Genomic DNA, 25,769 nt, shown 5'->3' on the forward strand with positions numbered 1-25,769 from the left:
GCCGGGCGCTCCCGGCTCGACCCCGGCCGGAGCGGGCCGTTCGTCCTGGGAGCGGGGTGGTGGGCGGGGGTGTCGGCGGCGGGGCGGCCGCGTCGGGCGGCGCGGAGCCGGGACGTTCGACCCCGTCCCGAGGGGCGGGACGATGTCGCTGCGTGACGGACCGGCGGTGCCGGCGGGCGGCGGTCGACCCGGCGGGGGTACGCGCGCGAGCGGCGGGGATCGATGCCTGCGGCATTTCGGCCGGGCGGGCTGCCCGCCGAGGTGGGCTCGGCCGGCGGCGTCCGGCGGGAGTGCGGGAAGGTCGCGTCCCCTTCGATGGCATCGACGCCCGCTTGCCCGATTCGGGCCGCTTCAAAAACAAAAGACGTCTTTGCCGTTAAATGCGGGTTATACGCGATTGACTGGCGGCGGAGTGCGGCCCCGGCAGTGGCTCAAGTCAATCGAGCGCAGATCGGAACGCGTGGTCGGAATCAATGTATCGGAATTCCGTTTCGGGTGGGTTGCGCAATCCGTGCGGCCCGCGCCGCAATTCCAATTCCGCCCCGGTCGCGGAGTGCCGACGACGGGCCGCCGGTTCGCGGAACAGCATCGCCCCGCCCAAGGCGACCGGCCCCCGCCCCGGCGGGGGTCCTGCCTGGCCCGCCCGCCCGCCGGCAGCGGCGCGACCCCGTGTCGCGGCGGGCCTCGCGCGCCACGGCTAGGGGTTGTGTCCGGCGATAGCGCAGCCTAATTTCGGGGCACCCGCAGGACGCGGGGATGGCCGGATATGGGGCTACCGCACCCATGACGCGAAGGGTTCTGTGGCCGCGATGTCCCTGCCACTGCCGAGCCTCGTCGGCGCCCTCGACAGAGGTTAGGGCGGATGACACTGCTGCCGGCGTTACGCGCCTCCGGCGCGGACCGCCCCGACGCCGTCCGGGTGGCCGGGCGGACGCTCTCCAGCGAAGCCCTGCTTGGCTGCGTGAACGCGGTCGCCGACCGGATCCGGGGCGCCGCCGCGGTCGCCGTCGACGCCACCCCCAGCCTGGAGACCGTCGTCGCCATGGTCGGGGCCGTCCAGGCCGGCGTGCCGCTGGTGCCCCTGCCGCCCCGGGCCGACGCGCGGGAGCGCGGTCGCATCCTGCGGGAGTCCGGCGCGACCGTGCTCCTCGGCCGCGACCCGTCCGACGCCCCCGACCGGGCCGTCGCCGCCGGGCTGGCCACCGTCCCCGTCGACCTGAGCCGACGCTCCTCGGCCCACCAACCCGAGCCGCACCCCGACGCCGACGCGGTGATCCTCTACACCGGCGGCGCGAGCGGGCCACCGAGGGGCGTCCGCGTCTCCCGCCGGGCCATCGCCGCCGACCTGGACCTGCTGGCCGACGCGTGGCGGTGGAACGGCGAGGACGTCCTCGTCCAGGGCGCCCCGCTGTTCCGGGCGTACGGCCTGGTGGTGGGCCTGCTCGGCGCGCTGCGCACGGGCAGCCGCTTCGTCCACCTCGACCGGGACGCGGCCGCCGGCCCGGTCGGCACCATGTACCTGGCCGTCCCCGGCCAGTGGGCGCGCATCTCGCGGGACCACCCCTGGGCCCGGTCGCTGTCCGGGGCCCGGATCCTGGTCTCCGCCGACGCCCCGCTGGCCCCCGCCGTGACCGAACGGCTCCGCCTGCTCACCTCGCACTCCCTCATCCAGGGGTACGGCACCACCGAGACCCTGATCGCGGTGACCGGGCGGGTCGACGCGCCCTGCGCCGCAGGCACCGCCGGGACGCCCCTGCCCGGCGTGCAGACCCGGATCCTCGACCGCGACGACCGGCCGGTGCCGGCCGACGGCGAGTCCGTCGGCGAGCTGAGCATCCGGGGCCCCACGCTGTCCAGCGGCTACGTCGACGGGCGCGGGCGGTGCGCCGACGCCGCCGGCTGGCACGCCACCGGCGACCTCGCCACCGTGGCGGCCGACGGCTCGCACCGGATCATCGGGCGGCGACGGACCGACGTGGTGCACGGCCGCACCCGCCGGGTCCACGCCGGGCAGGTCGAGGAGGTGCTCCTCAGCTATCCCGGGGTCCGCGACGCCGCCGTGGTCGGCACCCCGCACGCCGGGCAGGGCGAGCAGGTCACCGCGTACGTCGTCGCCGCCGAGGGGCTCACCGCCCAGGTGCTCATCGACCACGTGGGCCGCCACCTGTCGGCCGGCCAGCGGCCCCGCCGGGTGCACTTCGTCGACGAACTGCCCCGCAGCGCGCAGGGCCGGATCAGGAAGTCACTGCTCATCGCGGCCGGCTGACCGCGAACCGGTCGACCAGGTGGGCGTCGCCGAGCAGCACCCGCCGAACCCGCCGACCGTGCCGAACCCGCCGCGCGACGGGGCCGCGCCGGCCGGCCCGACCCGGCGCGCAGCGGGGGAGGCGGCAGCCTCAGCCCTCTACCCAGCCGTGCCGCCGCGCCAGCGCCAGCATCCGGGCGCGCACCGCCACGATCTGCGCCCCGGTCAGGTCCGGCACGGAGATCAGCAGCGCCTCGGTGGTCTCGGTGACGAAGGACCGCTCGGACAGCACGTCGCAGAGCCCCTCCTCGTCCTCGATCCCGCCCTGGCCCGACTCGTGGCCGCGCCCCGTCGACGGCGCGACCGTCCGGACCGGGGCGGTGCGCTCGCCCGCCACGGCGGGGCCGAGCACGCGTACGGTCAGCGCCTTCGGGCCGCGCTCGTTCTCCACCGCCTCGTACTCCACCGGGACGCCCGGCCCCAGCGCCCACTTGTCGCCGTCGACCGTGTTGGCGTGCACGAACACGTCGTCCCCGCCGCCGTCCGGAGCGATGAAGCCGTAACCCCGCACCTCGTCGAACCGGACCACCCTGCCAGTCAGCATCGCCACCCGCATTCCTCAGACCAAAGACCACTACACACCCCCGACCGACCAGGCCGGGGCACCCCTCAGGGTGACATCCGCCCCCGCCGCCCTCCACCCGTACCCACCCCTATCGGCGCGTCGCGCCCGATCGAGGGACGGCGCGGGCCGCCGGGGCGGCCTAGCATCGGCGGCTGTGATCGAGCAGATCCTCCCTGCGGCCGCGGTGGTGGCCGAAGCGTTCACCGACCCCGCCGGCCTGACCCTGTTCCCCGAGGAGGAGCGGCTCGTCGCCAACGCCGTCGACAAACGCCGCCGGGAGTTCACCACCGTGCGGCACTGCGCCCGCCGCGCGCTGCGCGAGCTGGGCATCGCCGAGACGCCGATCGTCTCCGGCGCGCGCGGCGCCCCCGTCTGGCCCGCCGGGGTGGTCGGCAGCATGACGCACTGCGAGGGCTACCGGGCGGCCGTCCTCGGCCGCGCCACCGCGCTGGCCACCCTCGGCGTCGACGCCGAGCCGCACGCGCCGCTGCCCGAGGGGGTGCTCGACGCGATCGCGCTGCCGGCCGAGCGGACCCGCACCGCCGCGCTGGCCGCCGCCCACCCCACGGTCTGCTGGGACCGCCTGCTGTTCAGCGCCAAGGAGTCGGTCTACAAGGCGTGGTTCCCGCTGACCGGCCGGTGGCTGGACTTCGCCGAGGCGGACATCGTCGTCGACGCCGGCGGGACGTTCGTCGCGCACCTGCTGGTGCCCGGCCCGGTCCTCGGCGGCGCCCCGGTGACCGCCTTCCGCGGCCGGTTCCTGGTCGAGCGGGGCCTGGTGCTCACCGCCATCGGCATCCCGGCGGTCACCGGCTGACCGGGGCGGGCCCGGCGTCCACCCCCGGCGCGGCCCCGGCTCAGTCCGCCGCCAGCCTGGTCTTCTGCACCTTGCCGAGGGCGTTGCGGGGCAGCGCCTCGACCAGCCGCACCTCGCGGGGCCGCTTGTGCGCCGACAGTTGGCGGGCCACGAAGTCGATCAGCTCCGGGCCGTCCACCCCGTCGCCCACCACGTACGCGGTGACCTGCTGGCCGAGGTCCGGGTGCGGGGTGCCGACCACGGCGGCCTCCCGGACCCCCGGGTGGGCCAGCAGGGCGTCCTCCACCTCGCCGGCCCCGATCCGGTACCCGCCGCTCTTGATCAGATCCGTGGCGGCGCGGCCGACGATCCGGTGCCACCCGTCCGGGCCGATCGTGGCGACGTCGCCGGTGCGGAACCAGCCGTCCGGGGCGCGGGTGGCCGCGTCGGCGTCCGGTCGGCCGAGGTAGCCCTCGAAGAGGGTCGGGCCGGCGACCTGGAGCTCGCCCATCGCCTCCCCGTCGGCGGGCAGCGCCGCGCCGTGCTCGTCGACCAGCCGGGTCCGCACCCCGGGCAGCGGCACGCCGACCGTCCCCGGCCGGCGCGGCCCGTCCGCCCGCGCGCTCACCGTGATCAGGGTCTCCGTCATCCCGTACCGCTCGACGACCTCGTGGCCGGTGAGGGCGGCCAGGTCCGCGAAGACCGCCGCCGGCAGGGCCGCGCTGCCCGAGACGAGCAGCCGCGCCGGGCGCAGCGCCCGCGCCGAGTCCGGGTCCGCCGCGATCCGGGACCACACCGTGGGTACGCCGAAGTAGACCGTGCCGCCGGCCGCCGCGTACCGCTCGGGGCGCGGCCGGCCCACGTGGTGCAGCCGGCTGCCCAGCCGCAGCGGCCCCAGCACCCCCAGCACGAGGCCGTGCACGTGGAACAGCGGCAGCCCGTGCACCAGCAGGTCCTCGGGCGTCCACGCCCAGGCGTCGGCGAGCCCGTCGAGGCAGGCGGCGACCGCCCGCCGGCCGATCACCGCGCCCTTCGGCGCCCCGGTCGTGCCGCTGGTGTAGAGGATCAGCGCGGTGGCGGCCGGGTCCGGCTCGGGGTGGACGGTGTCCGACCGCCGCGCCAGGTCGACCGGGATCACCGGCGGGCCCCCGTCGCCGGCCGGACCGGTGCCGCCCGCCGGGGCCAGCAGCGCCGTCGCGCCGGAGTCGCGCAGGATGTGCTCCCGCTCCATCGGCCCGGCGTCCGGCGGCACCGGCACGACCGCCGCGCCGGCCAGCAGCGCCCCGACCACCCCGACCACCGTCTCCAGGGTGGGCGTCGCCTCGACGGCGACCCGGTCCACGCCGCCCAGGTCGTCGGCGACCGCCGTGGCGAGCCGGCGCAGCTCCACCCAGGACACGGCCCGGTCGTCGACCCGGACCGCGTCCGGGCGGTCGTCGGCGGACTCGGACAGCCAGCTCAGCAGCGGCATGTGGACGCACCTCTCCACCGGTAGGGTTCGCGGGGACGCCGGCCGGTCGGGTCGTCGCGGTCGACCCGGCCCGGCGGGTCCCGGCGACCCGACGCTAGTCGGGGTGCCCGGGGCGGGCCACCCCTACGGCCCGGCGTCGGCGTGTCGTGCGCGTGGGTGGGGAGGTGACGCCGGTGGCCGGTGCGGCGGTGCGCCGGTCCGGGGCGCCCGGGGGAGTCCGGGCGGTCGTCCTGGACCTCGACGGTGTGCTGGTCGACAGCCTGGCCGTGGCCCGCGAGGCGTTCGCCCTCGCGTACGCCGAGGTGGTCGGCGGCGGCGTCGCGCCCGTCGACGAATACTGCCGCCACCCGGGCCGCTACCTGCCCGACGTGCTGCGGCTGATGGGCCTCCCGGCGGCCATGGCCGACCCCTTCGTGCGGGAGAGCTACCGGCTGGCCCACCTGGTCACGCCGGTGCCCGGGGCGGCCGACCTGCTCGGCGTGCTGCGCGGGCGGGGGATCGGGCTGGCCGTGGCGACCGGCCGCAGCGGGGTGCGCGCCCGCGACCTGCTGCGCCGGCTGGATCTGCTGCGCCTGGTCGACCACGTGGTGGGCTCCGACGAGGTGGCCCGCCCGAAGCCGGCCCCGGACATCGTGCGCCGCGCGCTGGAGCTGCTCGACGTCGCGCCCGCCGACGCGCTGATGGTCGGCGACGCGCCCAGCGACCTGGCCAGCGCCCGCGCGGCCGGGGTCCTCGCGGTCGCGGCGCTGTGGGGGGAGTCCGACCCGGCGACCCTGCTCGCCGCCGGCCCGGACGTCGCCCTGACCGGGCTGGGGGAGCTGCTGCCGCTCTGCGACCCGTGCCCCGCCCCCGGCGCCACGCCGCCCGGTGACCGGCCCCCGGCCGGCGGCGACGGGCCTGCGGCCCCCGGCCGGGGACCGGACGGGGTGGACGGACACGCCGGGTGACCGCCCCGCACCCCTGCCGGCCGGCCCCGATCCCGGTCGGCACCCCGGTTCGTCAGCCGATGAGTTGATTCGTGCCTCGGTTGGCCGGATGATATCCGGCGTCGACCGCCCGTGCGCCGGTCGTCGTCCGACCGTGGCCACGACGCACCCGCAGCACCACATACCCCAGCACCGCACTCCCATCCCCAGCACCGCGACACCACCCAGCACCCAGACGCCGCGATTCCCCCGAGGGCCCGCCCTCGCCGGCGGCAGTCCGCACCTGACGGAGGACCACGCCCATGCCGGTCATCGAGGTCGAGCACCTGCACAAGCGGTACGGCGACAAGATCGCCGTCGACGACGTCTCCTTCACCGTCGAGCAGGGCGAGATCTTCGGCGTGCTCGGCCCCAACGGGGCGGGCAAGACCACCACGGTCGAGTGCGTGCAGGGGCTGCGCCGCGCCGACGGGGGCACCGTCCGCGTCCTCGGGCTCGACCCGGTCCGCGACCGCACCGAGGTGCGGCAGCGCGTCGGCGCCCAGTTGCAGGAGAGCCAGCTGCCCGACAAGCTGCGCGTGCGTGAGGCGCTGGACCTCTACCGGTCCTTCTACCGCAACCGGGCCGACATCGACGAGCTGCTCGACGACCTCGGCCTGACCGCGCAGCGCGACACCGCCTTCCACAAGCTGTCCGGCGGGCAGAAGCAGCGGCTCTCGGTGGCCCTCGCCCTGGTCGGCCGCCCCGAGATCGCCATCCTCGACGAGCTGACCACCGGGCTGGACCCGCAGGGCCGGCGGGACACCTGGGACCTGGTCGAGCGCATCCGTGACCGGGGGGTGACGGTCGTGCTGGTCACCCACTTCATGGAGGAGGCCGAGCGGCTCTGCGACCGGCTGGCCATCATCGACACCGGCCGGGTCGTGGCCATCGACACCCCGTCCGGCCTGCTCTCCCGGGTCGGCACCGAGCACCGGGTGCACTTCCGGCCGCTCGACCCGGTGGACGACGCGCTGCTCGCCGCGCTGCCCGAGGTGACCGGGGTGCGCCGCTCCGGCGACGAGGTCACCGTCACCGGCCCGGAGCAGGTCCTGCAGACGGTGCTGTCGGCCCTGGCCGAGCAGAAGGTCCGCTACGCCGGCCTGCGCGTCGAGCAGCCCACCCTGGACGACGCCTTCGTCTCGCTGACCGGCCGCGCCGCCCGGGCCACCACCCCGCCGTCGACCGACGAGAGGTCCTCGTGAACGCCCTGTCCAAGCTGATCGCCGTCGAGGCGAAGCTGTTCCTGCGCGAGCCGGTGTCGCTGTTCTTCGTCTTCGCCCTGCCGCTCGGCCTCATGCTGGTCTTCGGGCTGCCGCAGCGCGGCGCCTCCGGCGCGGACGCCGGCCAGCACGGCGAGCTGACCTTCCTGCCGGCCCTCGCGCTGGCCCTCACCATCGGCATGCTCGCGCTGTTCACCCTGCCGATGGCGCTGGGCATCTACCGGGAGCGGCGGGTGCTGCGCCGCCTGGCCACCACCCCGGTCAACCCGGCCCTGCTGCTCGTGGCGCAGGTGGTGGTCAACCTGGTGATGGGCGTGGCCGGCGCGGTGGTCACCGCGATCGGCGTACGGTTCCTGCTGGACCAGCCGGCCCCGGCCAACGTGCCCGCCTTCGTGCTGGCGTTCCTGCTCGGCGTGGCCTGCCTCTTCGCCGTCGGCCTGCTCATCGCCGCGCTCGCCCCGTCGGCGCGGGCGGCCCAGTCCATCGGGCCGGCGCTGTTCTTCCCGCTGCTCTTCCTCGCCGGCGCCTGGCTGCCGCGCGACCAGATGCCGACCGTGCTGGCCCGCATCGGCGACTACTCGCCGCTCGGGGCCACCGTGGACACCCTCGCGGCGGCCTGGGCCGGCGACAGCCCGGCGTGGCCGCAGCTGCTCGCCCTGGCCGTCACCGCCGTCGTCGGCAGCGTCCTGGCCACCCGCTTCTTCCGCTGGGAGTGAGCCGAGGGGCAGGCCGTTAGGGGGTCGCTAAGGGGTGCCCGCCGAGTGTGACCTGGATTACGTTCGTGGCGGAGCGACGAACGACGGAGGTCGTGCGATGACAGTTTCCGAATCCGCCCCCACCGCCCGGACGGCGAACCCCATCGTCAACGACGACGACCGGATCGCCTGGACGGTGCCGGCCATGACCATCAGCGGCGAGGCCGCCGGCATCATCGACGTCGTGCTGGAGGGCGGGCCCGCCAACCTGCCGACCGAGCTGCGCAGCCACCGGGTCTCCCCCGTGGAACACAAGATCAAGGTACGCCACTACGGGGGCTACGAGCACTTCGAGCGGGACTCCGGCGGCGGCGAGGCGCCGGTCGTCTTCCGCTGGACCGGCCGGACCCGGATCGCCGAGTAGGCCAGGCAGCGGCGCGGCGGTCGGCGCGGTCCGCCGGGGACCGCGCCGACCACCGGCGGGTCAGGGCCGGTCGGGGGAGAGCCGGTGGGTCAGCGCCGTGTGCCGGCGACCGGTGCCGGCCGTACGCACCGCGATGGCCAGCGCCTTGCGCGAACCGGCCAGCACGACCAGCTTCCGGGCCCGGGTGACGGCGGTGTAGAGCAGGTTGCGCTGCAACATCGTGTACGCGCCCATGGTCACCGGCACCACCACCGCCGGATACTCGCTGCCCTGCGACCGGTGCACCGTGATGGCGTACGCGTGCTGCAGCTCGTCGAGCTCGTGGAACTCGTACCCGATGTCCTCGTCCTCGTCGGTGCGCACGGTCAGGGTCTGCTCGTCGGGGTCCAGGGCCGTGACCACGCCGACGGTGCCGTTGAACACCCCGGCCGCGCCCTTGTCGTAGTTGTTGCGGACCTGGATGACCTTGTCGCCGACCCGGAAGACCCGCCCGCCGTGCCGCCGCTCCGGCGCGTTCTCGCGGTGCGGGGCGATCGCCTGCTGGAGCAGGGTGTTCAGGTTGCCGGCGCCGGCCGGCCCGCGCAGCATCGGGGTGAGCACCTGCACGTCGCGGGGGCGCAGCCCGAACCGGCGCGGGATCCGCCGGGTCACGATGTCGACCACCTGCTCGGCGGTGACCTCCGGTTCGTCGCTGGGAAAGAGGAAGAAGTCGGGGTGCTCGCCGAACACCGGGGCCTGGCCGGCGTTGATCCGGTGCGCGTTGACCACCACGCCCGACTCCTGCGCCTGCCGGAAGATGCGGGTCAGCCGGACCCGGGGCACCGTCTCGGCGGCGAGCACGTCGCGCAGCACCTCGCCCGCGCCGACCGAGGGCAACTGGTCGACGTCGCCGACCAGCAGCAGGTGCGCGCCGGGCGGTACCGCCTTGACCAGCTTGTTGGCGAGGATCAGGTCCAGCATGGACGCCTCGTCGACCACCATCAGGTCGGCGTCGACCGGGTTGTCCCGGTCGAAGGTGGCGTCCCCGCCGGGGCGCAGCTGGAGCAGCCGGTGCACGGTGGTCGCCGGGTGGCCGGTCAGCTCGGTGAGCCGCTTCGCCGCGCGGCCGGTCGGCGCGGCCAGCACGATCTTCGCCTTCTTCGCCGCCGCCAGCTCGATGATCGACCGGACGGTGAACGACTTGCCGCAGCCGGGGCCGCCGGTCAGCACGGCGACCTTCGAGGTCAGCGCCAGCCGTACGGCCTGCTCCTGCTCGGGGGCCAGCTCCGCCCCGGTGCGGGCCTTCAGCCAGGACAGCGCCCGGCCCCAGTCCACGTCCGCGAAGGCCGGCATCCGGTCCACCCGGTCGGTCAGCAGCCGGACCAGGCTCGCCGCGAGGGCCGACTCGGCCCGGTGGAACGGCACCAGGTAGACGGCCGGGATGACCGCCCCCTCGTTGCTCGGGTTCGGCACCGCCTCGCCGACCACACCGTCCTCGGTCGCCACGAGGTCGGCCAGGCAGGCGGCGACCAGGTCCGCCGGGACCTCCAGGATCGTCGCGGCGTCGGCGACCAGGTTCGGCTCGGGCAGGTAGCAGTGCCCGCCGTCGGCGGCCTCGGAAAGGGTGTACCGGATGCCGGCGCGCACCCGCTGCGGGCTGTCGTGCGGGATGCCCACCGCCTTGGCGATGCTGTCGGCGGTGCGGAAACCGATGCCCCACACGTCGGCGGCGAGCCGGTACGGGTCGTCGCGCACGACGGCGATGGACTCGTCGCCGTACTGCTTGAAGATGCGCACGGCGTGCGAGGTGGAGACGCCGACACCCTGGAGGAAGACCATGACCTCCTTGATGGCCTTCTGCTCCTGCCAGGCCGCGCCGATCGCGGCGGTGCGCTTGCGGCCGAGGCCGTGCACCTCGACCAGCCGGCCCGGCTCCTCCTCGATGATCCGCAGCGTGTCCACGCCGAAGGCGGCCACGATGCGGGCCGCCATCTTCGGACCGATGCCCTTGATCAGGCCCGACCCCAGGTAGCGCTCGATGCCCTGCACGGTCGCCGGCAGGACGGTGGTGCACTGGTGCACCTCGAACTGCCGCCCGTACTTCGGGTGCGAACCCCACCGGCCGACCAGCCGCAGCCGCTCGCCGGGCTGCGCGCCGGGCAGCGTGCCGACGACGGTGAGCAGGTCGTCGCCGGAGCGGTCGGTGGCGACACGGGCGATGGTGTACCCGGTCTCCTCGTTGACGTACGTGACGCGTTCCAGCACCGCTTCGAGCACGGCGCCGCGCGCGGGGGCGCCGGGGCCGGCCGTGGGTGCGGCTGCGCGGGCGGCGACCGGGGTGGCGGTCGGCGCGGGTGGGGTGGCGGACATCGTGACGATGATGGCAGAACGCCCGCCGTGCCCCGCCCCGCCGGGCCGGGTTGCGGTCCGGTCCGGCGGCCCGGTTCCCGGGGTCAGCGGCGCGTGGTGGCGACCAGCCCGCCGTTGCGGCGGCGGTGCCGCCAGTACAGGTCCCGGCGGGCCCCCTTCGGGAAGCCGGGCTGCCACGGCTTGATCGGCCCGGCCGGGTGGATGACCGCCGAGTCGGAGAGCTTTCCGCCGAACTCGGGCTCCAGCCGCCAGGCCATCAGGTCGTTCCACTGCCGGGGCAGCCGCAGCCAGTTGCCGTACACGGCGTAGTTGAGGGCGTCCTGGTCCGGGTACCGCGACTCGTGGGCGTGCCGGGCGAGGTACGCCAGCGATTTCTCGGTCACCTCGCACTCCTTCCACCGGGCCACGTCGATGAGCAGCACCCCGGAGTTGAAGTAGAGGGCGTACGGGTCCAGGTCGCGGTATTCGGCCAGGCCGGGGATGCCGCCCATGTCGAGCAGCCGCCGGTTGAACGGGTCCCGGACCGCGCCCAGCGGGGCGCCGCCCATGTCCACGTCGAACAGCGGTGCGAGGCTGTTCGTGCACATCGTGTCGCAGTCCAGGTAGAGCACCCGCCGCACCTCGTCGGGAAGCGCGGCGGGGACCAGCAGGCGCAGGTACATCGCCGGGGACAGGTACGCCATCACCGGGTCGCTGCCCTTCGGCAGGTTCACCACGGAGGTGTCCACCCGCAGGTACTCCACGGTGGCGTCCGGCCCGGCCGCCCGGGTCAGGGCGGCGCGCGCCGAGGGGCTGACGTCGTCGGCCGCGATGAGCCAGTAGCGGACCGCCTGGCCCGGGTTCGATTCGGCGACGGACGCCATGACGACCGCCGCGTGGGCCGCGTACGCGGCGTCGAAGGTCAATGTGAGTTCCACGTGCTCTCCTCCGCACAGGCTGAGCGTAAACTCCGTGAAATGTAAGTAGCGAATTGCGCTTTAGGCAAGGAAACTACACATTAGATAACCCGTAATTTGGGTTCCGTGCGAGGTGGGATCAATCGACCCCAGAAATGACCCCTGAATCATCCTTAAGTGCTGGACTTGGTCGGCCGCGCACGGTCCGTGAGGATTCCTTGCATAGCCCGGCGTCGTTGCGCCACGGGTCAGGGCAGCGGCCGGCAGATGCCCCGGGCATGGTCGGTGACCGCCGCGCCGACCACCGTCGCCTCCAGCGGCAGCACCTCCAGGCAGCGCCGCACCGCGGCGGCCATCAGGGCGTTGGGCACGCGCATCGACAGCGTGCAGTGCGGCACCCAGCGCCCCGGACGGTAGTGCTCGGCCAACCCGACCCCGGCGGCGGCGAGCCGGTCGTGCACGAGCGCCTGGTGGGCCAGCAAATCGGCCGTGGGCGACGGCCCCAGCCAGAGCACCCGGCCGACGAACTGCCCGGCGTGCTGGAACGACAGCCGCAGCGGCACCGCCACCGTCGTCCCGGCCAGGGCGCCGGCCACCTGGTCCGGGTCCAGTCGCGGGGCCACCGCGAGCGACACGTGCGGCCGGTGCCGCCGCTCCAGCAGGCTGCGCATGCTCTGCACGCCCTCGGACTCCAACGCGTCCCACAGCACCCGGATCCGCCGGGTGGCGTCGGTGTCGAGATACAGCTCCAGCGCGGCGACCACCCGCCCCACCCTAGGGTGGGGCCGCGCCGTTGCCGCGACCAGGTTTGGTCGCCCGCCCGTGCGGTACTGGCGAGGAGACCGCAGGCCCCGGCCGAGGAGGAGCGCGTGGAGATCAGCGACGTACTGACCGAGACCTACGGCCGACTGCCCGCGCTGGTCCGCGCCGCGGTCGACGGCCTGTCCCCGGAGCAGCTGCGGCGCGCGCCCGCGCCCGGCGCGAACCCGGTGGGCTGGCTGGTGTGGCACCTGACCCGGGTGCAGGACCACCACGTCGCCGACCTGCTCGACACCGAGCAGCTCTGGGCCACCGGCGACTGGGCGGCCCGGTTCGGGCTGTTCGCCGACCCGGACGACACCGGCTACGCGCACACCCCGGACCAGGTCGCCGCCGTCGCGCCGGAGAGCCCCCGGGTCCTCGTCGACTACCACGACGCGGTCGCGGAACGGACCCGGGGATTCCTGGCCGGGCTGCGGCCGGCGGACCTGGACCGGGTGGTCGACGAGGCGTGGGACCCGCCGGTGACCCTCGGGGTCCGGCTGGTCAGCATCGCCGAGGACGACCTCCAGCACGTCGGCCAGGCCGCCTACGTGCGCGGCCTGCTGCTCACGGGACGATGACCGCGCGGCCCTCCACCGAGCCGTCCTGCAGCCTCCGGTAGGCGTCGACCGCCCGGTCCAGCGGGAACGTGGTCGTCTTCGGCCGCACCAGACCCCGGGCGCCCAGGTCGAGCACCTCGATCAGCTCCGGCCGGCTGCCCCAGTAGGTGGTCTGGATGCTCACCTCGTACGGCACGGAGAAGAACGACACCGGCAGCGTGCCGCCGGCGATGCCAACGATGGTGAGGTCCCCGAGCGTACGGGCGGCCGCCGCGCCGAGCCGCAGCGTGGCGTCGGCGCCGACGAAGTCGAGGACCACGTCCGCACCCCGCCCGCCGGGGGTGGCCGCACGGATCTCCTGCGCGGTCCCCTCGCCGGAACGCAGCGTCAGGTCGGCCCCGCACTCCTCGGCCAGCTTCAGCGCCTCGGGGCGGGTGTCCACGGCGATGACCCGGGCCGCCGTCGTGGCCTTGAGGATCTGCACCCCGACGTGACCGAGGCCGCCGACGCCGATCACCACCGCGGTGCTGCCGGGCGCGAGCTTGTGCCACGACCGGCGGATCGCGTGGTACGGGGTGAGGCCCGCGTCGGTCAGCGGCGCGGCCTGCACCGGGTCGAGCCCCTCGGGCAGCGGCACGATGTGCCGGGCGTCGGGAACCAGCTCGTACTCGGCCATGCCGCCGTCCAGGCCGAGGCCGCCGCCCCCGCCGGGCACCGGCGCGGCGGCGGGATTCTCGCAGTACGGGTCGACGCCCACCCGGCAGCGGTCGCAGGTGCCGCAGCCCCACGCGCCGTAGACCGCCACGGGCTGGCCGACCTCCAGGCCGGTCACCCCCGCACCGAGGTCGTGCACCCAGCCGGCGTTCTCGTGGCCGAGGGTGAACGGCGGGTTCCAGGGCACCGCCCCGGCCTCGAAGTCGTGCATCAGGTGCAGATCGGAGTGGCAGGCCCCCGCCCCGCCGATCCGCACCACCACCTGACCGGGGCCGGCGGTGGGTTCGGCCACCTCGACCAGCTCGGGTTCGGACTTCCAGCCTGGCAACCGCAGCGCGCGCATGGTTCTCTCCTGTTCCGTCGCTCGGCTCTTGTTGCCGGCGTGCCCGTTCGGCGTCCGGACAAACGGTCGCCGCCGCGCCCGGCCCGGACCGCCCCGGCCGGGATTCACCCGGACCGGGTGAGCCGGGGTCACCCGGTCGGCGGGGATGCTCCGGAAACGACCTGTGTCGTCCGGGAGGGGAGGGCTGATGACCGCGTCCGCCGCGGACTACCTGGCCTGCTGGGTCGGGGGTCGCCACGAGGACCTGCCGGAGAACGTCAGCGGCACGGTGCGCCTCGACATCCGCGACGACGGCAGCACCGACCATTGGTTCCTCACGATCGGTGACCAGCAGGTCGGGGTGAGCCGGTCGGCGGAGGAGGCGGACCTTGTCGTCGCGGGGGACCGGGAGGTGTTCGACCGGATCGTCGCCGAGGGCACCCACATCGGGGCGGCACTGGTCCGCAACGACGTCACCGCCCAGGGGGACCTGCGGTTGCTGATGTTGCTGCGCCGGCTGTTCCCCGGCCCGCCCGACGCCCGCCACCCCCGGGAGGTGGCGGTCAGGGCGGCCGCCGCGCACCGTACGTCGCTGCCGCAGCGGGGTGAGCGGCAGTGAAGCAGGAACTGGTCAACGTGCTGACCGGCAACTCCTTCGCGGTCAGCGACGCGCAGGGCGACATGACGCCCGACCCGCGCGCGCCCATCGGCCTCTTCTCGTTCGACACCCGGTTCCTGTCCCGCTGGGTGCTCACCATCGACGGAAAGCGGCTGAAGGCGCTGTCCCGCGACGAGATGACGTACTTCGAGACCAGGTTCGTGCTGGTTCCCGGCGCGGCGAGCCACTACGTCGACGCCGACGTCTCGGTGATCCGGCACCGGTCGCTCGACGACAGCTTCAACGAGCGGCTCGTCGTGCTCAACCACTCGGCGGAGCCGGCCGAGTTCACGGTGCGGATGGAGATCGCCTCGGACTTCGCCGACACCGCCGAGATCAAGGAGCCGAGGGCGCGGCGGATCGCCGCCACCCCGATGCCGGCCGAAGGGGAGCTGCGGCTGTCCTACCAGCGGGAGCGGTTCGCCCGCGAGACCGTCGTGTCGTCCACCGCGCCCGTGGAGGTGGACCCCGGCGGGATGACCTTCCGGATCCGGGTCCCCCCGAACGGCTCGTGGACGACCGACCTGCACATCGGCATGATCATGCGGGGGGCGGCAGCCCGGGACCTGCGGGCCAGCCTGGAGGCCCACCGCGAGCAGATCCGCCGGGACATGCGGGAGGACCTGCGCCGCTGGCGGGAGCGCGCCCCGGAGCTGGTCGCCGAGCGCGACGGGCTCCGCGAGGCGTACGACGGTAGCCTCGCCGACCTCGCCGCGCTGCGCTACACGCCGCTGTCGATCCGGGGCAGGCTGCCGGTGGGCGGCCTCCCGTGGGCGATGGCGCTGTACGGCCGCGACGCCCTGATCACCTGCCTGGAGACGCTGCCGTTCACCCCGGAGTTGGCCCCGCCCACGTTGCGGCTGCTCGCCCTCGGTCAGGGCGGCCGGCTCGACGACCACCGCGAGGAGGAGCCCGGCAAGATCGTGGCCGAGTACCGCTACGGCGAGAACGCGGTCTTCGGCGAGTCACCCACCTACCTGCACTACAGCGCGGCCGACACCACGCCGCTGTTCGTGATCCTGCTCGACGAGTACGAGCGCTGGTCCGGCGACGCCGACCTGGTCCGCGAGCTGCGTCATCCCGCCCGGATGGCGCTGGACTGGATCGACGAGTACGGCGACATCCTCGGTGACGGTTACGTGCGCTACCAGCGGCGCAACACCCGCACCGGGCTGATCAACCAGTGCTGGAAGAACTCGCCCGACGCGATCGTCGACGCCGACGGCCGGGAGCCGGGTCTGCCCCGCGCCACCTGCGAGGTGCAGGGGTACGCGTACGACGCGAAGCGCCGCGCCGCCCGCCTGGCCCGCGAGTTCTGGGACGACCCGGCGTACGCCGACCGGCTGGAACGGGAGGCGGCGGAGCTGAAGGAGCGGTTCAACCGGGACTTCTGGCTGTCCCACCGGGACTACTACGCGCTGGCCCTGGGGCCGGACGGCGAGCCGGTCGACGCGCTCGCCTCCAACATGGGGCACCTGCTGTGGAGCGGCATCGTCGACGAGAAGCGCGCCGAGGCGGTGGCCCAGCACCTCCTCGGGCCACGGATGTTCTCCGGCTGGGGGGTGCGCACCCTGGCCGACGGGCAACGGGTGTACAACCCGGTCGGCGCGCACCTCGGCTCGGTGTGGCCGTCGGACAACGCGATCATCGCGGCCGGGCTGCGCCGGTACGGCTACGACGAGGAGGCGGCCCGGATCGCCGCCGGCATCTTCGACGTGGTGTTCACGCTGGGCAGCCCGGTGCCGGAGGTCATCGCCGGCTACCACCGCGACCTCACCCGGTACCCGGTCCAGCTCCCGCACGCCGGGCGGCCCCAGTCGTGGTCGTCGGGGGCGCTGCTGATGCTGCTCGGCACCATCCTCGGGCTGTCGCCCTGCGGGGAGAACCTGCTGGTCGACCCGGCGCTGCCGAAGGGCTTCGGGCGGATCGAGCTGCTCGACATCCCGGGCCGCTGGGGGCACGCCGACGCGTACGGCCGGGACCGCGCGCCGGGAGACCGGGGCCCCCGCCCCCGCCTCCGCTGAGCCGCGCCGCGCCGCGTTGTGCCGTGCCGTGCCGAGGGCCGCCCACCCGCGTCGACCACTCTCGGTGATATCCCCGAGTTGGCTGCGACGTTGCCGGCCGCCTGACCCTCCGTCACGCCGCTCCGGCCCGCCTGACAACCTCACGCTCCCTTTGCTCTGCACCCATATACGCGACACCTGCAATAAGCTGCTCAAATTAAGGTGAATGGATGTTTGGGGGTCTGCTCGATCTTTGCGCTGTGTGACCGATGCGTATGTGGGTGCAGAGCAAAGGGGTCGGCTGCGATGGTGGGCTTGCCTGGCTGGCGCGTCGCTCTACGTAACGGGTGAATGACGGGTGCCGGGCGCGGAGGCAGCACGGCCGACCGTGTCAGCGATCACCTGGGAGGCAGCTGTCCGGCCCTGGCCCATCCCCGGCCTCGCCCCGGCCCGCCCCCGGCCCTGGCCCATCCCTGGCCCGCCCCCGGCCCTAGCCCAGCCGCGGTCAGCGGGCGGTGGGCAAGGACGCGGACGGGTCGGCCGGGACCGGTCGGCCTGCCGGTGCCGACGGGGCTCCCGGTGCCGGCGGGATCGCCGGACCCGACGGGGTCACCGGGACCGACGGGGCTGTCGGCAGTGACGGGTTCCCCGGCGACGCCGGGATCCCCGGCGGCGGCCCCACCGGCAGCGAGGGGGTGGCCGGGGACCGGCCGGGCCGCCTGTCCGGCCCGCCGTCGCCGCCCGACCGGCCCGTCGGCGTGGGCGTGGGCGTGGGCATCGGGGTCGGCGTCGGGGCGGCCGGGCCGGACGCCGCGAGCGCCTCGGCGCACCAGCTCAGCACGCGGTCCCGGCCGCCGGCGGCGGAGACCAGGTCCGCGTAGCGGGGCTCGGCCAGGGCGTGGTCCGCCGTGGCCTCGGCGCGCAGCCGGTGGCAGAGCACGACCAGTGGGGCCGGCGGGACCCGGGGATCGCGGATCCCCCCGGGCGAGCCGGCCGTCCGCCCCGCCGACCCGCTCGGCGCGGCCTGCCCGTTCGCCGGTGCCCCTGCCGGCTCGCCCGCCCCACCCAGCGGCTGGGGCAGCGCGCCGTGGGTGGCGGCGAGCGCGACCCCGCCGGTCGCGGCGATGGCCAGGGCCGCGAGCGCGGCCTTCGCGCTCAACAGGCCGGCGAGGAGCGAGGGCCGGGTGCGGGCCGCGGGGACCGGCGCGGTCGCACCGGCGCGGGCCAGGCGGTAGGCGTGCAGGGCCGCTCCCTCGCCGCGTAGCTCGTCGGGGCGGGGGGCGGTGCGGACCGCCGCCAGGAGCCGGACCAGCGGCTCCGGGCCGCCCCGGGGGCTGCCGACGGAGCCGGCGACGGGGCCGCCGACGGAGCTGGCGAGCAGACGCTCGACGGTCTCCTGGTCCATCCGGTGTGCGTTCATCTCGTGTCCCTCAGCGCCATCGGGCGCGCGGGTGTCACATCGCCACCGGAACGGACCAGCTCAGCCCATCGTCTTCGCGCCGTCGATGGCCTCACGGAGGATGTCGGCGTGCCCGGCGTGCTGGGACGTCTCGGCGATCACGTGCAGCAGCACCCGGCGCACCGACCAGCTCGCCCCGGGCTCGAACCAGGGGGCGGCGGGCAACGGGTGGGCCGCGTCCAGGTCGAGCGTGGCGACCAGCTCGTCGGTCGCCGAGGCCACCCGGGCGTAGCGGTCGAGCAGGGTGGCCAGGCTGTCGTCGCCCATCCGGAAGCCGTCGGCCCAGTCATCCTGGCCGGCCCGCATCGCCTCGGCGCCGTGCACGGCGAACCGCAGCCACGTCTGCTCGGTGAGGGCGACGTGTTTGATCAGGCCGCCGAGGCAGAGCTCGCTGACGGTGCTGCGCAGCGCGGCCTGCTCGTCGGTGAGGCCGTCCACGGTCCTGCGCAGGAACGCGCGCTGCTGGCGCAGGGCCTGCAACAGGTCGGCCCGCTCGCCGGTGCGGAGCTGCTCGGGACTGGTCATGCCACCGTCCTTCCTGGTCACGTCCCGACCAACCTATGCAGACCCACCGACACTTCCGCCGCGCCCGGCCCTCCGGGCGGCGGCCGCCGCTCCGGTTGCCGATCCGCCCGGGGCGCGGTCCACTGATCCACATGGGTGAGATCAGGGTGGGCACGTCCTCGTGGGCCGACCAGATGCTGCTGCGCTCCGGGTGGTATCCGCGTGCCGTCAACACCCCCGCCGGCCGCCTCGGCTTCTATGCCGAACGGTTCGGGCTGGTCGAGGTGGACACCTCGTACTACGCGGTGCCCGTGCCGGAGACCACCGCCGGCTGGGTGGCCGCCACCCCGCCCGGCTTCACCTTCGACGTCAAGGCGTTCAGCCTCTTCACCGGCCACCCGACGCCGGTCTCGGTGCTGCCCCGGGACCTGCGCCCGGCCGGCGGCCCGTCGCGCGTGCGCCGCCGGGACCTGCCCGCCGGGGCGTACGACGAGCTGTGGAGCCGGTTCCGCGCGGCGCTGGAGCCGATCGCGGCGGCCGACCGGCTCGGCGCGGTGCTGTTGCAGTTTCCACCGTGGCTGGCGCGCAGCGCCGCCGCCGAGCGGCGCATCGTCGAGACCGCCGGGCGGCTGCGCCCCTGGCGGGTGAGCGTCGAGCTGCGGCACGGCTCCTGGTTCGCCGACGAGGCCACCGCGCTGCGCACGTTGACCCTCCTGCGCGAGCACGACCTCTCCTTCGTCTGCGTGGACATGCCGCAGGGGTTCGCCTCGTCGGTGCCGCCGATCCTGGTCGCCACCGCGAACCCGGCCGTGGTCCGGTTCCACGGCCACAGCGCGGCGTGGGAGAGCGGCGACAAGCAGGACAAGTTCCGGTACGCCTACGGCGAGCGGGAGCTGCGCACCTGGGCGGAGCTGTTGATCGGGCTGGCCGACGGCGTCGACGAGCTGCACGTGTTGTTCAACAACTGCTGCGGCGACCAGGCCCAGCGCGACGCCGCCCGGCTGGCCGAACTCCTCGGCCGGGCGGCCCTCGCGCCCACCGGGGTCAGCCGCGGCGGCTGATCCCCTCCGGGTGCATGCCGGTCGTCTCCTCCAGGGCGTTGTCCGGGAGGTCACCGTCGGCGCTGTCGTCGGGGAAGGTGCGCCCCGACGGCGCGGGGTCGGGCGGTGCGCCCGGGCCCGCCGGGACCGCCGGCCGCTCCTCGACCGGGCCGAACCCGTGCCGGCCCGCCGGTGGCGTGGGTGCGGCCGGCTCGCCGGCCCGCCGCTCGCCGAGCCCTCCGCGCGGCACGGCGGTCTCCTCGCTGCCCTCGTTCGTCGGGGAGTCCTCCCCGGCGCCCCAGGGCGGGTCGGCGTCGAAGCCGTCGGTGCTGCCCCACGGGCCGGCGGACCCGGGTCCGCCCCGGTCCCCGCCGGGCGTCGATGCGTCCCTGCTGGCCATGGCCACCTCGCTGGTCTGTGTGCGGTACGGGCACCGGTTGCCCGCCCGCGCGCCGCCCATGCCTCGCCCGTGCTGCGGCGGGGCAGGAGCGGCGCGTGGCGGACGGTCAGCGGCCGGACATGGCCATCTGGCGCTTGGCCGCGCCCATCGCGGCCACCTTGCCGATCGTCTTCGGCGCGCTCGCCAGCCCGCCGACCCGGCCGATCATCCCGCGGAACACCTGGCCGGGCTTCTGCTGCTCGCTCATGTAGGCGGTGACCACCACCAGCGCGCCGGTGAGCGCGGGAATGGTCCACTGGAGCAGCCGCATCTGCCGCTGGTAGGAGGCCACGTCGGCCGGCGTCTGCGGGTTCGGTTCGGTGATCCCCTCGACCGAGGGGCCGCCGGCGCGTTGCAGCCGCATGCCGAGCAGCCGGCTGTAGCCGGTGACCGCCAGCGCGCCGACCGTGAGGGCCGTCTTCACGGCGCTCATCCGGCCCACCCCGGACTGGGCGAGCATGCGGGGGCTCTCGGTCGCCAGTTCGCCGACCGCGCCGGCCAGGTGGGCCCCGATCGCCGCCGCGTTGACCGGCGTCCACCGGGACCATCCGGCGGAGGCCACCGGGAGCCGCTGGGTCGAGTCGTCGATCTGTGCCGCCGCGCCGTTGACGCCGAGCGCCCCCATCAGCGAGCCGCCGAACCAGGCGGCGAGGCCGAGGTCGTGCATCGAGCGCAGGGCGGTGTGTCGTTCGGACATCTGATCCCCTTCCACCGTACGGGCGCAGCGGCATACCCGCCGATCGCGCGAGTACGCACCGGGGCGGAACCCGATGTCACGCCCCCGGCAGGTCGGCCGCCCACGCCGCCACCCGGACGGCGACCGGCCCGCTGGCGCGTACCCAGGTGAAGTGGTCCAGCGGGGCGCCCGCCCGCGCCGCCGTGAGGCGCTCGCGCACGACGGTGGCCGCGGTGAGCTTGCCGCAGAGGTGGTCCACCGTGCCGTGCGGGGTGTACTGGTCGTCGTCGACGCTCACCGCGAGGACCGGGACGTCCAGCGTGCGCAGCGCCGCCTCGACGTCCACCCCGTCCAGGGCGGGGAAGCGGCCGGTGCGCGCGGTGTGCGCCCAGTCCCGGATCACCCCGCGCGCCTGCCGGCCGCCGAACCCCCAGCCGGGCCAGACGCCGAGCAGCCGGGCGGTGGCGGCGATCCCCTGGGTGTACGGCAGGACCCCGAACCGGCGTGGGCCGGGATAGGTGCGCCAGTAGGGGACGCCGACGGCGACCAGGGCCAGCCCGTCCACCGCGCCGGTGCCGTGCAGGGCCAGGTGCAGCAGGGCGGCCTGGCCGCCGAGGGAGTGCCCGAGCAGGATCGTGGGCCGGCCGTCCAGCCGCGGCTTCAGCGCCGCCAGCACCGCGCCCACGTCGGCGGCCAGCTCGGCGTAGCCGTACCGGCAGGCGCGGCTCGGCGCGGGCGTGCTCTCCCCGCTCCCGCGCAGGTCGGCGACGACCACGGCGAGGCCGGCGGCCCGCAGGTGCGCGGCGAAGGGGCGGTAGTAGCGGGCGCGCACCCCCATGGCGGGCCAGATCACCACGACCGGGGCGCCGGGGGCCCCGTCGGGCTCGGGGTACACCTGCACCCCGAGCCGGGCCCCGTCGACGTCGACGTACTCCTGCGTGTACTCCCCGGGCGCGCTCACCGGCCCAGCCTACGGCCGTAAGCTACCGGCGGGTAGCCAGGGTGGGTGGTGCGGTCCCGTCAGGCCATCGCCGGTGCCGGCCGGGCGGCGGCGCCCACCGACGCGTACACGGCGCCGAGCTGCTCGGCGCAGCGCCGCCAGGAGTACCGGCTGCGGATCCGGTCCAGCGCCGCCGTCGCGTACGCGAAGCGGCGCACGTTGTCGGCGAGCAGCCGGCGGATCGCCACGCCCAGCGCGCGCGGGTCGCGCGGCGGCACCAGGTCGCCGGTGAGCCCGTCGACGACGGTGTCGGCGATGCCGCCCACGTCGGTGCCGACCACCGGCACCCCGCAGGCCATGCCCTCCAGCGGGGTCAGCCCGAACGGCTCGTGCCAGGGTGCGGCGACCAGCACGTCCGCCGAGCGGTACCAGGCGGCCAGCTCCGCGCGGGGGACCGCACCGACCAGCCGGACCCGGTCGGCCACCCCGCACGACTCGGCGAGCGCGGTCAGCCGGCGGGCGAAGCCGTCGGCGGGCAGCAGCCCCACCGGCGGGCCGCCGACGATCACGCACTCGGCGTCCGGCACGGCCGGCATCGCCCGGACGACCTCCTGGAGGCCCATGCGCTCCGCCAGCCGCCCGACGGTGAGCACGCGCGGGCGGGCCGGGTCGCGCGGGGCGACCGGGCCGTCCGGGCGGAAGATCCGCTCGTTGACCCCGGCCGGGACCAGCGCCATCCGGGACCGGGGAACGCCGAGGCGGACCAGCTCGCCGACCTCCTCCTGGGACTGCACGACCACCCGGTCCACCGCCCGGCCGAGGGCGCGCTCGTAGCCGAGCCGCCCCGGTGGGCCGGCGTGCCGGGGGTCCCGCTGCCGCCGGGCCGCCGCCGCGCCCAGCGCGTGGTACGTCAGCACCACCGGAACCCCGGCGCGACGTCCCGCATGCACGGTGGCCAGCCCGCTCGTCCAGAAGTGGGCGTGCGCGACGTCGGGCAGCCAGCCGCCGTCGCGCCACTGGCCGGCCAGCCACCGGCCGAACTCGCCCAGGTGCGGCAGCAGCTCGGCCGAGGGCAGCCGGCGGGCCGGGCCCGCCGGCACGTGCCACACCTGGTAGCCGTCGCCGGTGGGCACCGCGTCGGGCAGGGCGGGGGAGTCGCGGCGGGTGTAGACGCGCACGTCGTGGCCCTGGCCGACCAGCTCGGCGGCCAGCTCCGCCACGTGGACGTGCTGCCCGCCGGCGCCCTCCCCGCCGGTGGCCCCGTCTCCGGCGCCCTGCTCCCCGAGCACGGCGAGCGGGCTGGCGTGCTCCGAGATCATCGCGATGCGCATGGCAGAGTCCCTACCCTCGCCCCCGGCGCCTAACCGGCGGACCGCCGACTTCTCCGCCCTACTCCGCGTCGCGGAGCATGCCGGGGCCGAACACCTCGTAGGCGATCCGGTCGCTCGGGAAGCCCCGGCGCAGCAGGCCGCCCCGGACCTGGTTCATGAACGGCAGCGGCCCGCACAGGTGCACGTGGGCGTCGGCGGCGAGCGGGATCAGCTCCGGGTCGACCCGCCCCGGGGTGACCCGCACGGGCAGCTCGGTGAGCAAGCCGTCGGCCCCGTCCGGGTCCTCGTACCAGAGCGCGGTCCGCAGGTTGGGCAGGGCGTGGTGCAGCCGGGGCAGCTCGTCGCGCAGCGCGTGCGCGGTGCCGGCCCGGTCGGCGTGCACCAGCGTCACCGGCCGCTGCGGCGCGGTGACCGCCAGGTGCTCCAGCGCGGACATCGCCGGGGTGAGCCCGATGCCGGCGCTGACCAGCACCAGCGGCCCGTCCCCGGCCACCGCGCTGACCTCACCGAACGGTGGGCTCAGCCGCAGCGTGTCGCCCACGGCGACCCGGTCGTGCAGGAAGGTGGAGACCATCCCGTCGGGCGCGCCGGCCACGCCGCGTACCCGCTTGACGGTGATCCGCCAGCGCGCCGCCCCCGGGCGGCCGGAGAGGCTGTACTGCCGGATCTGCTGACCCCGGCCGCCGTCGAGGTCGACCGCGACGGAGACGTACTGGCCGGGGACGAAGCCGGGCACGTCGCCGCCGTCGGCCGGCGCCAGGCCGAAGGAGACCACGTCCGCGGTCTCCCGGATCCGTTCGACCACCCGCCAGGCCCGCCAGACCGACCCGCCCTCGGCGACCCCCGCGCCCTGGTAGAGCCGCGCCTCCCGGGCCACCAGCTCGCAGGCCAGCAGCCAGTACGTCTCGTCCCACGCCGCGACGACCTCCGGGGTGACCGCGTCCCCGAGCACCTCGCCGACGGCGGCGAGCAGGTGCCGCCCCACGATGGTGTACTGGGCCGGGGTGATGCCGAGCGAGGCGTGCTTGTGCGCGATCCGGTCCAGGATCGGCCCCCACGGCACGTCGCTCGCGCCGACCAGGTGCTCCGCGTACGCGACGACGGCGGCGGCCAGCGCGGCCTGCTGCGCCCCGGTGGCCTGGTTGCCCCGGTTGAACAGGTCCAGCAGCTCCGGATGGGCGGCGAACATCCGCTGGTAGAACCGGCCGGTGATCGCCTCGCCGTGCGCCTGCACCGCGGGCAGGGTCGCCCGTACCACTGCTGCCGAAGATTCCGTGAGCACGCTTCCTCCTGCGGTTGGGCCGGCCTCGTCCGCCGGGCTCCCGATGTGCCCAATAAACAGGAATCGGAGATTCCTCTTCAGGGTCGAAGGTCCCGGGTCGGGGGTCGTCCGGATCACAGCGGGCACCGGCCTTCCGGCCCGTGCCGCAAGACGGATCCGCTGGCTAGGGTCGGTGCGTGAAGCTCAACCGGTCCACCGACATGGCGCTGCGCATCGCCATGCTGGCCGCCGTCACGCCGGCGCGCACGACGGTGGACGAGCTCGCCGAGCGGCTCGAGCTGCCCCGCAGCCACGTCGCCAAGGTCGTCCAGCGGTTGCAACGCCTCGGGGTGCTGGTGACCATCCGGGGCCGCTCGGGTGGGGTGGCCATCGCCGAGGCGGCCGGTCAGCTCACCGTGGGCGCCGTCGTCCGCGCGTTCGAGGGCGACGACGAGGTGGTCTCCTGCGAGCAGCCGGCCTGCCCGCTGGCGGTGGACTGCCGGCTGCGCGGGCAGTTGCGCCGCGCGCAGGCCGCGTTCCTCGCCGTACTCGACGAGACGCGGCTGGCCGACCTGGTCGACGGACCGGCGGGCCCGCTGCTGCTCACCCTCGGCCCCCGGCCGACCCCGCCGCCGGCCGCCGTGCCGCTCTGAGCGGCCCGCCCGCGACCCGGGCTAGGCTCGAACGAGCGAGAGGGGGATGCGATGTCCGGGGTCTCCCGTCCGGTCTTCGCCCGGCTCTACCGCCGGGCCACCGACGTGATGGACCGGGCCGGGGTCGGCGCGCACCGCAGCCGGACCGCGGCCGGCCTGCACGGCCGGGTGGTCGAGGTGGGCGCCGGCAACGGCCGCGCCTTCGCGCACTACCCGCCGACGGTCACCGCCGTGCTCGCCGTCGAGCCGGAACCCCGGCTGCGCCGGGCCGCGCGGGACGCTGCCACCACCGCGCCGGTGCCGGTCACCGTGGCGGCCGGGCTGGCCGATGCGCTGCCCGTCGCCGACGGCCACGCCGACGCCGTCGTGTTCTCCCTGGTGCTCTGCTCGGTGCCGGACCAGGCCGCCGCGCTGCGCGAGGCCCACCGGGTGCTGCGCCCCGGTGGGCAGCTGCGCTTCTTCGAGCACGTACGCGCCGAACGGCCCGGCCCGCTGCGGCGGGCGCAGCGCCTCGTCGACGCCACCTGCTGGCCGCTGGTCTGCGGCGGCTGCCACACGGGGCGGGACACCGTCGCCGCGATCGAGGCGGCCGGCTTCACGCTGACCGACCTGCACCGGTTCCACTTCCCCGACACGCCGGTGCCGATGCCGGCCTCCCCGCACGTCCTCGGCGCCGCCCGCCGTGGTTAGCGACGGTTAGGAAGGGCCCCCTGTGCACC

Annotated in this window: 25 protein-coding genes; 12 read left to right on the forward strand and 13 right to left on the reverse strand. The window is 75.5% G+C overall.

The window, feature by feature from the left end; all coding sequences use genetic code 11:
• The first annotated feature begins 862 nt into the window (after window positions 1–862).
• Window positions 863–2,266: an AMP-binding protein gene (locus LPU61_RS05600; RefSeq protein WP_091282866.1), complete on the forward strand. Its 1,404-nt coding sequence runs from the start codon at window positions 863–865 to the stop codon at window positions 2,264–2,266.
• A gap of 130 nt (window positions 2,267–2,396) precedes the next feature.
• Here the strand turns inward: LPU61_RS05600 and LPU61_RS05605 are convergent, their stop codons facing one another.
• Window positions 2,397–2,849: a cold-shock protein gene (locus tag LPU61_RS05605; protein ID WP_229404331.1), complete on the reverse strand. Its 453-nt coding sequence runs from the start codon at window positions 2,847–2,849 to the stop codon at window positions 2,397–2,399.
• A gap of 175 nt (window positions 2,850–3,024) precedes the next feature.
• On the opposite strand from LPU61_RS05605, the gene LPU61_RS05610 reads away from it, so the two are divergent.
• A complete protein-coding gene (locus LPU61_RS05610; RefSeq protein ID WP_229404332.1) occupies window positions 3,025–3,687 on the forward strand; it encodes a 4'-phosphopantetheinyl transferase in 663 nt (220 codons plus the stop codon).
• A 40-nt stretch (window positions 3,688–3,727) separates the two neighbouring features.
• Here LPU61_RS05610 and LPU61_RS05615 read toward each other — a convergent pair whose 3' ends face one another.
• Window positions 3,728–5,137, reverse strand: coding sequence for an acyl-CoA synthetase (locus tag LPU61_RS05615; protein ID WP_043962729.1), 1,410 nt, complete (start codon window positions 5,135–5,137; stop codon window positions 3,728–3,730).
• Window positions 5,138–5,310: 173 nt separating this feature from the next.
• Between LPU61_RS05615 and LPU61_RS05620 the strand changes: the two genes are divergently transcribed.
• The 4 genes from LPU61_RS05620 (at window position 5,311) to LPU61_RS05635 (ending at window position 8,444) form a co-directional block, all read left to right on the forward strand.
• The gene (locus LPU61_RS05620) at window positions 5,311–6,084 is read left to right on the forward strand and encodes an HAD-IA family hydrolase (RefSeq protein ID WP_199486002.1); all 774 of its coding nucleotides are present in this window, start codon (window positions 5,311–5,313) and stop codon (window positions 6,082–6,084) included.
• A 281-nt stretch (window positions 6,085–6,365) separates the two neighbouring features.
• On the forward strand, window positions 6,366–7,307 hold the full coding sequence (locus LPU61_RS05625) for an ABC transporter ATP-binding protein (protein ID WP_043962730.1): 942 nt from the start codon (window positions 6,366–6,368) through the stop codon (window positions 7,305–7,307).
• On the forward strand, window positions 7,304–8,041 hold the full coding sequence (locus LPU61_RS05630; protein WP_043962731.1) for an ABC transporter permease: 738 nt from the start codon (window positions 7,304–7,306) through the stop codon (window positions 8,039–8,041). The genes LPU61_RS05625 and LPU61_RS05630 overlap by 4 nt, the downstream gene beginning before the upstream one ends.
• 97 nt (window positions 8,042–8,138) lie before the next feature.
• Window positions 8,139–8,444: a DUF5988 family protein gene (locus LPU61_RS05635; RefSeq protein WP_229404333.1), complete on the forward strand. Its 306-nt coding sequence runs from the start codon at window positions 8,139–8,141 to the stop codon at window positions 8,442–8,444.
• A gap of 60 nt (window positions 8,445–8,504) precedes the next feature.
• Here the strand turns inward: LPU61_RS05635 and LPU61_RS05640 are convergent, their stop codons facing one another.
• The 3 genes from LPU61_RS05640 to LPU61_RS05650 all read right to left on the reverse strand — a co-directional run bounded on the left by LPU61_RS05640 (window position 8,505) and on the right by LPU61_RS05650 (window position 12,453).
• A complete protein-coding gene (locus LPU61_RS05640) occupies window positions 8,505–10,793 on the reverse strand; it encodes an ATP-dependent RecD-like DNA helicase (RefSeq protein WP_229404334.1) in 2,289 nt (762 codons plus the stop codon).
• An 83-nt stretch (window positions 10,794–10,876) separates the two neighbouring features.
• On the reverse strand, window positions 10,877–11,710 hold the full coding sequence (locus LPU61_RS05645; protein WP_158229401.1) for a glycosyltransferase family 8 protein: 834 nt from the start codon (window positions 11,708–11,710) through the stop codon (window positions 10,877–10,879).
• Between the two features lie 227 nt (window positions 11,711–11,937).
• Window positions 11,938–12,453 (reverse strand): 2'-5' RNA ligase family protein, encoded by a 516-nt coding sequence (locus tag LPU61_RS05650; protein WP_043964308.1) that lies wholly within the window; start codon window positions 12,451–12,453, stop codon window positions 11,938–11,940.
• Window positions 12,454–12,558: 105 nt separating this feature from the next.
• Between LPU61_RS05650 and LPU61_RS05655 the strand changes: the two genes are divergently transcribed.
• Window positions 12,559–13,071 (forward strand): DinB family protein, encoded by a 513-nt coding sequence (locus LPU61_RS05655; RefSeq protein WP_229404335.1) that lies wholly within the window; start codon window positions 12,559–12,561, stop codon window positions 13,069–13,071.
• On the opposite strand, the gene LPU61_RS05660 is transcribed toward LPU61_RS05655, so the two are convergent.
• Complete coding sequence (locus LPU61_RS05660) at window positions 13,058–14,107, reverse strand: NAD(P)-dependent alcohol dehydrogenase (RefSeq protein ID WP_043962734.1); 1,050 nt, start codon at window positions 14,105–14,107, stop codon at window positions 13,058–13,060. The genes LPU61_RS05655 and LPU61_RS05660 overlap by 14 nt on opposite strands.
• Before the next feature lie 187 nt (window positions 14,108–14,294).
• On the opposite strand from LPU61_RS05660, the gene LPU61_RS05665 reads away from it, so the two are divergent.
• Window positions 14,295–14,705 (forward strand): SCP2 sterol-binding domain-containing protein, encoded by a 411-nt coding sequence (locus tag LPU61_RS05665; RefSeq protein ID WP_043962736.1) that lies wholly within the window; start codon window positions 14,295–14,297, stop codon window positions 14,703–14,705.
• Window positions 14,702–16,768, forward strand: a complete 2,067-nt coding sequence (locus LPU61_RS05670; protein WP_043962738.1) for a glycogen debranching N-terminal domain-containing protein — start codon at window positions 14,702–14,704, stop codon at window positions 16,766–16,768. Before LPU61_RS05665 ends, LPU61_RS05670 begins: the two co-directional genes overlap by 4 nt.
• Before the next feature lie 484 nt (window positions 16,769–17,252).
• Here the strand turns inward: LPU61_RS05670 and LPU61_RS05675 are convergent, their stop codons facing one another.
• A complete protein-coding gene (locus tag LPU61_RS05675) occupies window positions 17,253–18,167 on the reverse strand; it encodes a hypothetical protein (RefSeq protein ID WP_144420213.1) in 915 nt (304 codons plus the stop codon).
• Window positions 18,168–18,227: 60 nt separating this feature from the next.
• Entirely contained in the window at window positions 18,228–18,731 is a 504-nt protein-coding gene (locus LPU61_RS05680; protein ID WP_043962739.1) for a DinB family protein, read from the reverse strand.
• A gap of 131 nt (window positions 18,732–18,862) precedes the next feature.
• Here LPU61_RS05680 and LPU61_RS05685 point away from each other — a divergent pair, with 131 nt between their 5' ends.
• A complete protein-coding gene (locus LPU61_RS05685; protein WP_229404336.1) occupies window positions 18,863–19,771 on the forward strand; it encodes a DUF72 domain-containing protein in 909 nt (302 codons plus the stop codon).
• On the opposite strand, the gene LPU61_RS05690 is transcribed toward LPU61_RS05685, so the two are convergent.
• The 5 genes from LPU61_RS05690 to LPU61_RS05710 all read right to left on the reverse strand — a co-directional run bounded on the left by LPU61_RS05690 (window position 19,755) and on the right by LPU61_RS05710 (window position 24,418).
• Window positions 19,755–20,150 carry a hypothetical protein gene (locus LPU61_RS05690; RefSeq protein ID WP_043964310.1) on the reverse strand — a complete coding sequence of 132 codons (396 nt, stop codon included), beginning with the start codon at window positions 20,148–20,150 and terminating at the stop codon, window positions 19,755–19,757. The genes LPU61_RS05685 and LPU61_RS05690 overlap by 17 nt on opposite strands.
• Before the next feature lie 106 nt (window positions 20,151–20,256).
• The gene (locus LPU61_RS05695) at window positions 20,257–20,886 is read right to left on the reverse strand and encodes a hypothetical protein (RefSeq protein WP_043962742.1); all 630 of its coding nucleotides are present in this window, start codon (window positions 20,884–20,886) and stop codon (window positions 20,257–20,259) included.
• Between the two features lie 76 nt (window positions 20,887–20,962).
• Window positions 20,963–21,826, reverse strand: coding sequence for an alpha/beta fold hydrolase (locus LPU61_RS05700; protein ID WP_043962743.1), 864 nt, complete (start codon window positions 21,824–21,826; stop codon window positions 20,963–20,965).
• 59 nt (window positions 21,827–21,885) lie between these two features.
• Complete coding sequence (locus LPU61_RS05705) at window positions 21,886–23,136, reverse strand: glycosyltransferase (protein WP_229404337.1); 1,251 nt, start codon at window positions 23,134–23,136, stop codon at window positions 21,886–21,888.
• A gap of 58 nt (window positions 23,137–23,194) precedes the next feature.
• Entirely contained in the window at window positions 23,195–24,418 is a 1,224-nt protein-coding gene (locus tag LPU61_RS05710; RefSeq protein ID WP_229404338.1) for a globin domain-containing protein, read from the reverse strand.
• 176 nt (window positions 24,419–24,594) lie between these two features.
• On the opposite strand from LPU61_RS05710, the gene LPU61_RS05715 reads away from it, so the two are divergent.
• Together LPU61_RS05715 and LPU61_RS05720 are read left to right on the forward strand one after the other, a co-directional pair.
• Window positions 24,595–25,050, forward strand: coding sequence for an Rrf2 family transcriptional regulator (locus LPU61_RS05715; protein ID WP_043962746.1), 456 nt, complete (start codon window positions 24,595–24,597; stop codon window positions 25,048–25,050).
• 51 nt (window positions 25,051–25,101) lie between these two features.
• Window positions 25,102–25,740, forward strand: coding sequence for a class I SAM-dependent methyltransferase (locus LPU61_RS05720; RefSeq protein WP_229404339.1), 639 nt, complete (start codon window positions 25,102–25,104; stop codon window positions 25,738–25,740).
• The last annotated feature ends 29 nt before the right edge of the window (window positions 25,741–25,769 follow it).

The organism is Micromonospora sp. NBRC 110038, from assembly GCF_020884815.1.
Lineage (GTDB): Bacteria > Actinomycetota > Actinomycetes > Mycobacteriales > Micromonosporaceae > Micromonospora > Micromonospora haikouensis.

Excerpts from the sequence above, each read along its gene's own strand:
- LPU61_RS05600 (WP_091282866.1), top strand. The coding sequence starts at position 863 with ATGACACTGCTGCCGGCGTTACGCGCCTCCGGCGCGGACCGCCCCGAC.
- LPU61_RS05605 (WP_229404331.1), bottom strand. The coding sequence starts at position 2,849 with ATGCTGACTGGCAGGGTGGTCCGGTTCGACGAGGTGCGGGGTTACGGC.
- LPU61_RS05615 (WP_043962729.1), bottom strand. The coding sequence starts at position 5,137 with ATGCCGCTGCTGAGCTGGCTGTCCGAGTCCGCCGACGACCGCCCGGAC.
- LPU61_RS05625 (WP_043962730.1), top strand. The coding sequence starts at position 6,366 with ATGCCGGTCATCGAGGTCGAGCACCTGCACAAGCGGTACGGCGACAAG.
- LPU61_RS05635 (WP_229404333.1), top strand. The coding sequence starts at position 8,139 with ATGACAGTTTCCGAATCCGCCCCCACCGCCCGGACGGCGAACCCCATC.
- LPU61_RS05640 (WP_229404334.1), bottom strand. The coding sequence starts at position 10,793 with ATGTCCGCCACCCCACCCGCGCCGACCGCCACCCCGGTCGCCGCCCGC.
- LPU61_RS05660 (WP_043962734.1), bottom strand. The coding sequence starts at position 14,107 with ATGCGCGCGCTGCGGTTGCCAGGCTGGAAGTCCGAACCCGAGCTGGTC.
- LPU61_RS05665 (WP_043962736.1), top strand. The coding sequence starts at position 14,295 with ATGACCGCGTCCGCCGCGGACTACCTGGCCTGCTGGGTCGGGGGTCGC.
- LPU61_RS05675 (WP_144420213.1), bottom strand. The coding sequence starts at position 18,167 with ATGAACGCACACCGGATGGACCAGGAGACCGTCGAGCGTCTGCTCGCC.
- LPU61_RS05680 (WP_043962739.1), bottom strand. The coding sequence starts at position 18,731 with ATGACCAGTCCCGAGCAGCTCCGCACCGGCGAGCGGGCCGACCTGTTG.
- LPU61_RS05685 (WP_229404336.1), top strand. The coding sequence starts at position 18,863 with ATGGGTGAGATCAGGGTGGGCACGTCCTCGTGGGCCGACCAGATGCTG.
- LPU61_RS05690 (WP_043964310.1), bottom strand. The coding sequence starts at position 20,150 with ATGGCCAGCAGGGACGCATCGACGCCCGGCGGGGACCGGGGCGGACCC.
- LPU61_RS05695 (WP_043962742.1), bottom strand. The coding sequence starts at position 20,886 with ATGTCCGAACGACACACCGCCCTGCGCTCGATGCACGACCTCGGCCTC.
- LPU61_RS05705 (WP_229404337.1), bottom strand. The coding sequence starts at position 23,136 with ATGCGCATCGCGATGATCTCGGAGCACGCCAGCCCGCTCGCCGTGCTC.
- LPU61_RS05720 (WP_229404339.1), top strand. The coding sequence starts at position 25,102 with ATGTCCGGGGTCTCCCGTCCGGTCTTCGCCCGGCTCTACCGCCGGGCC.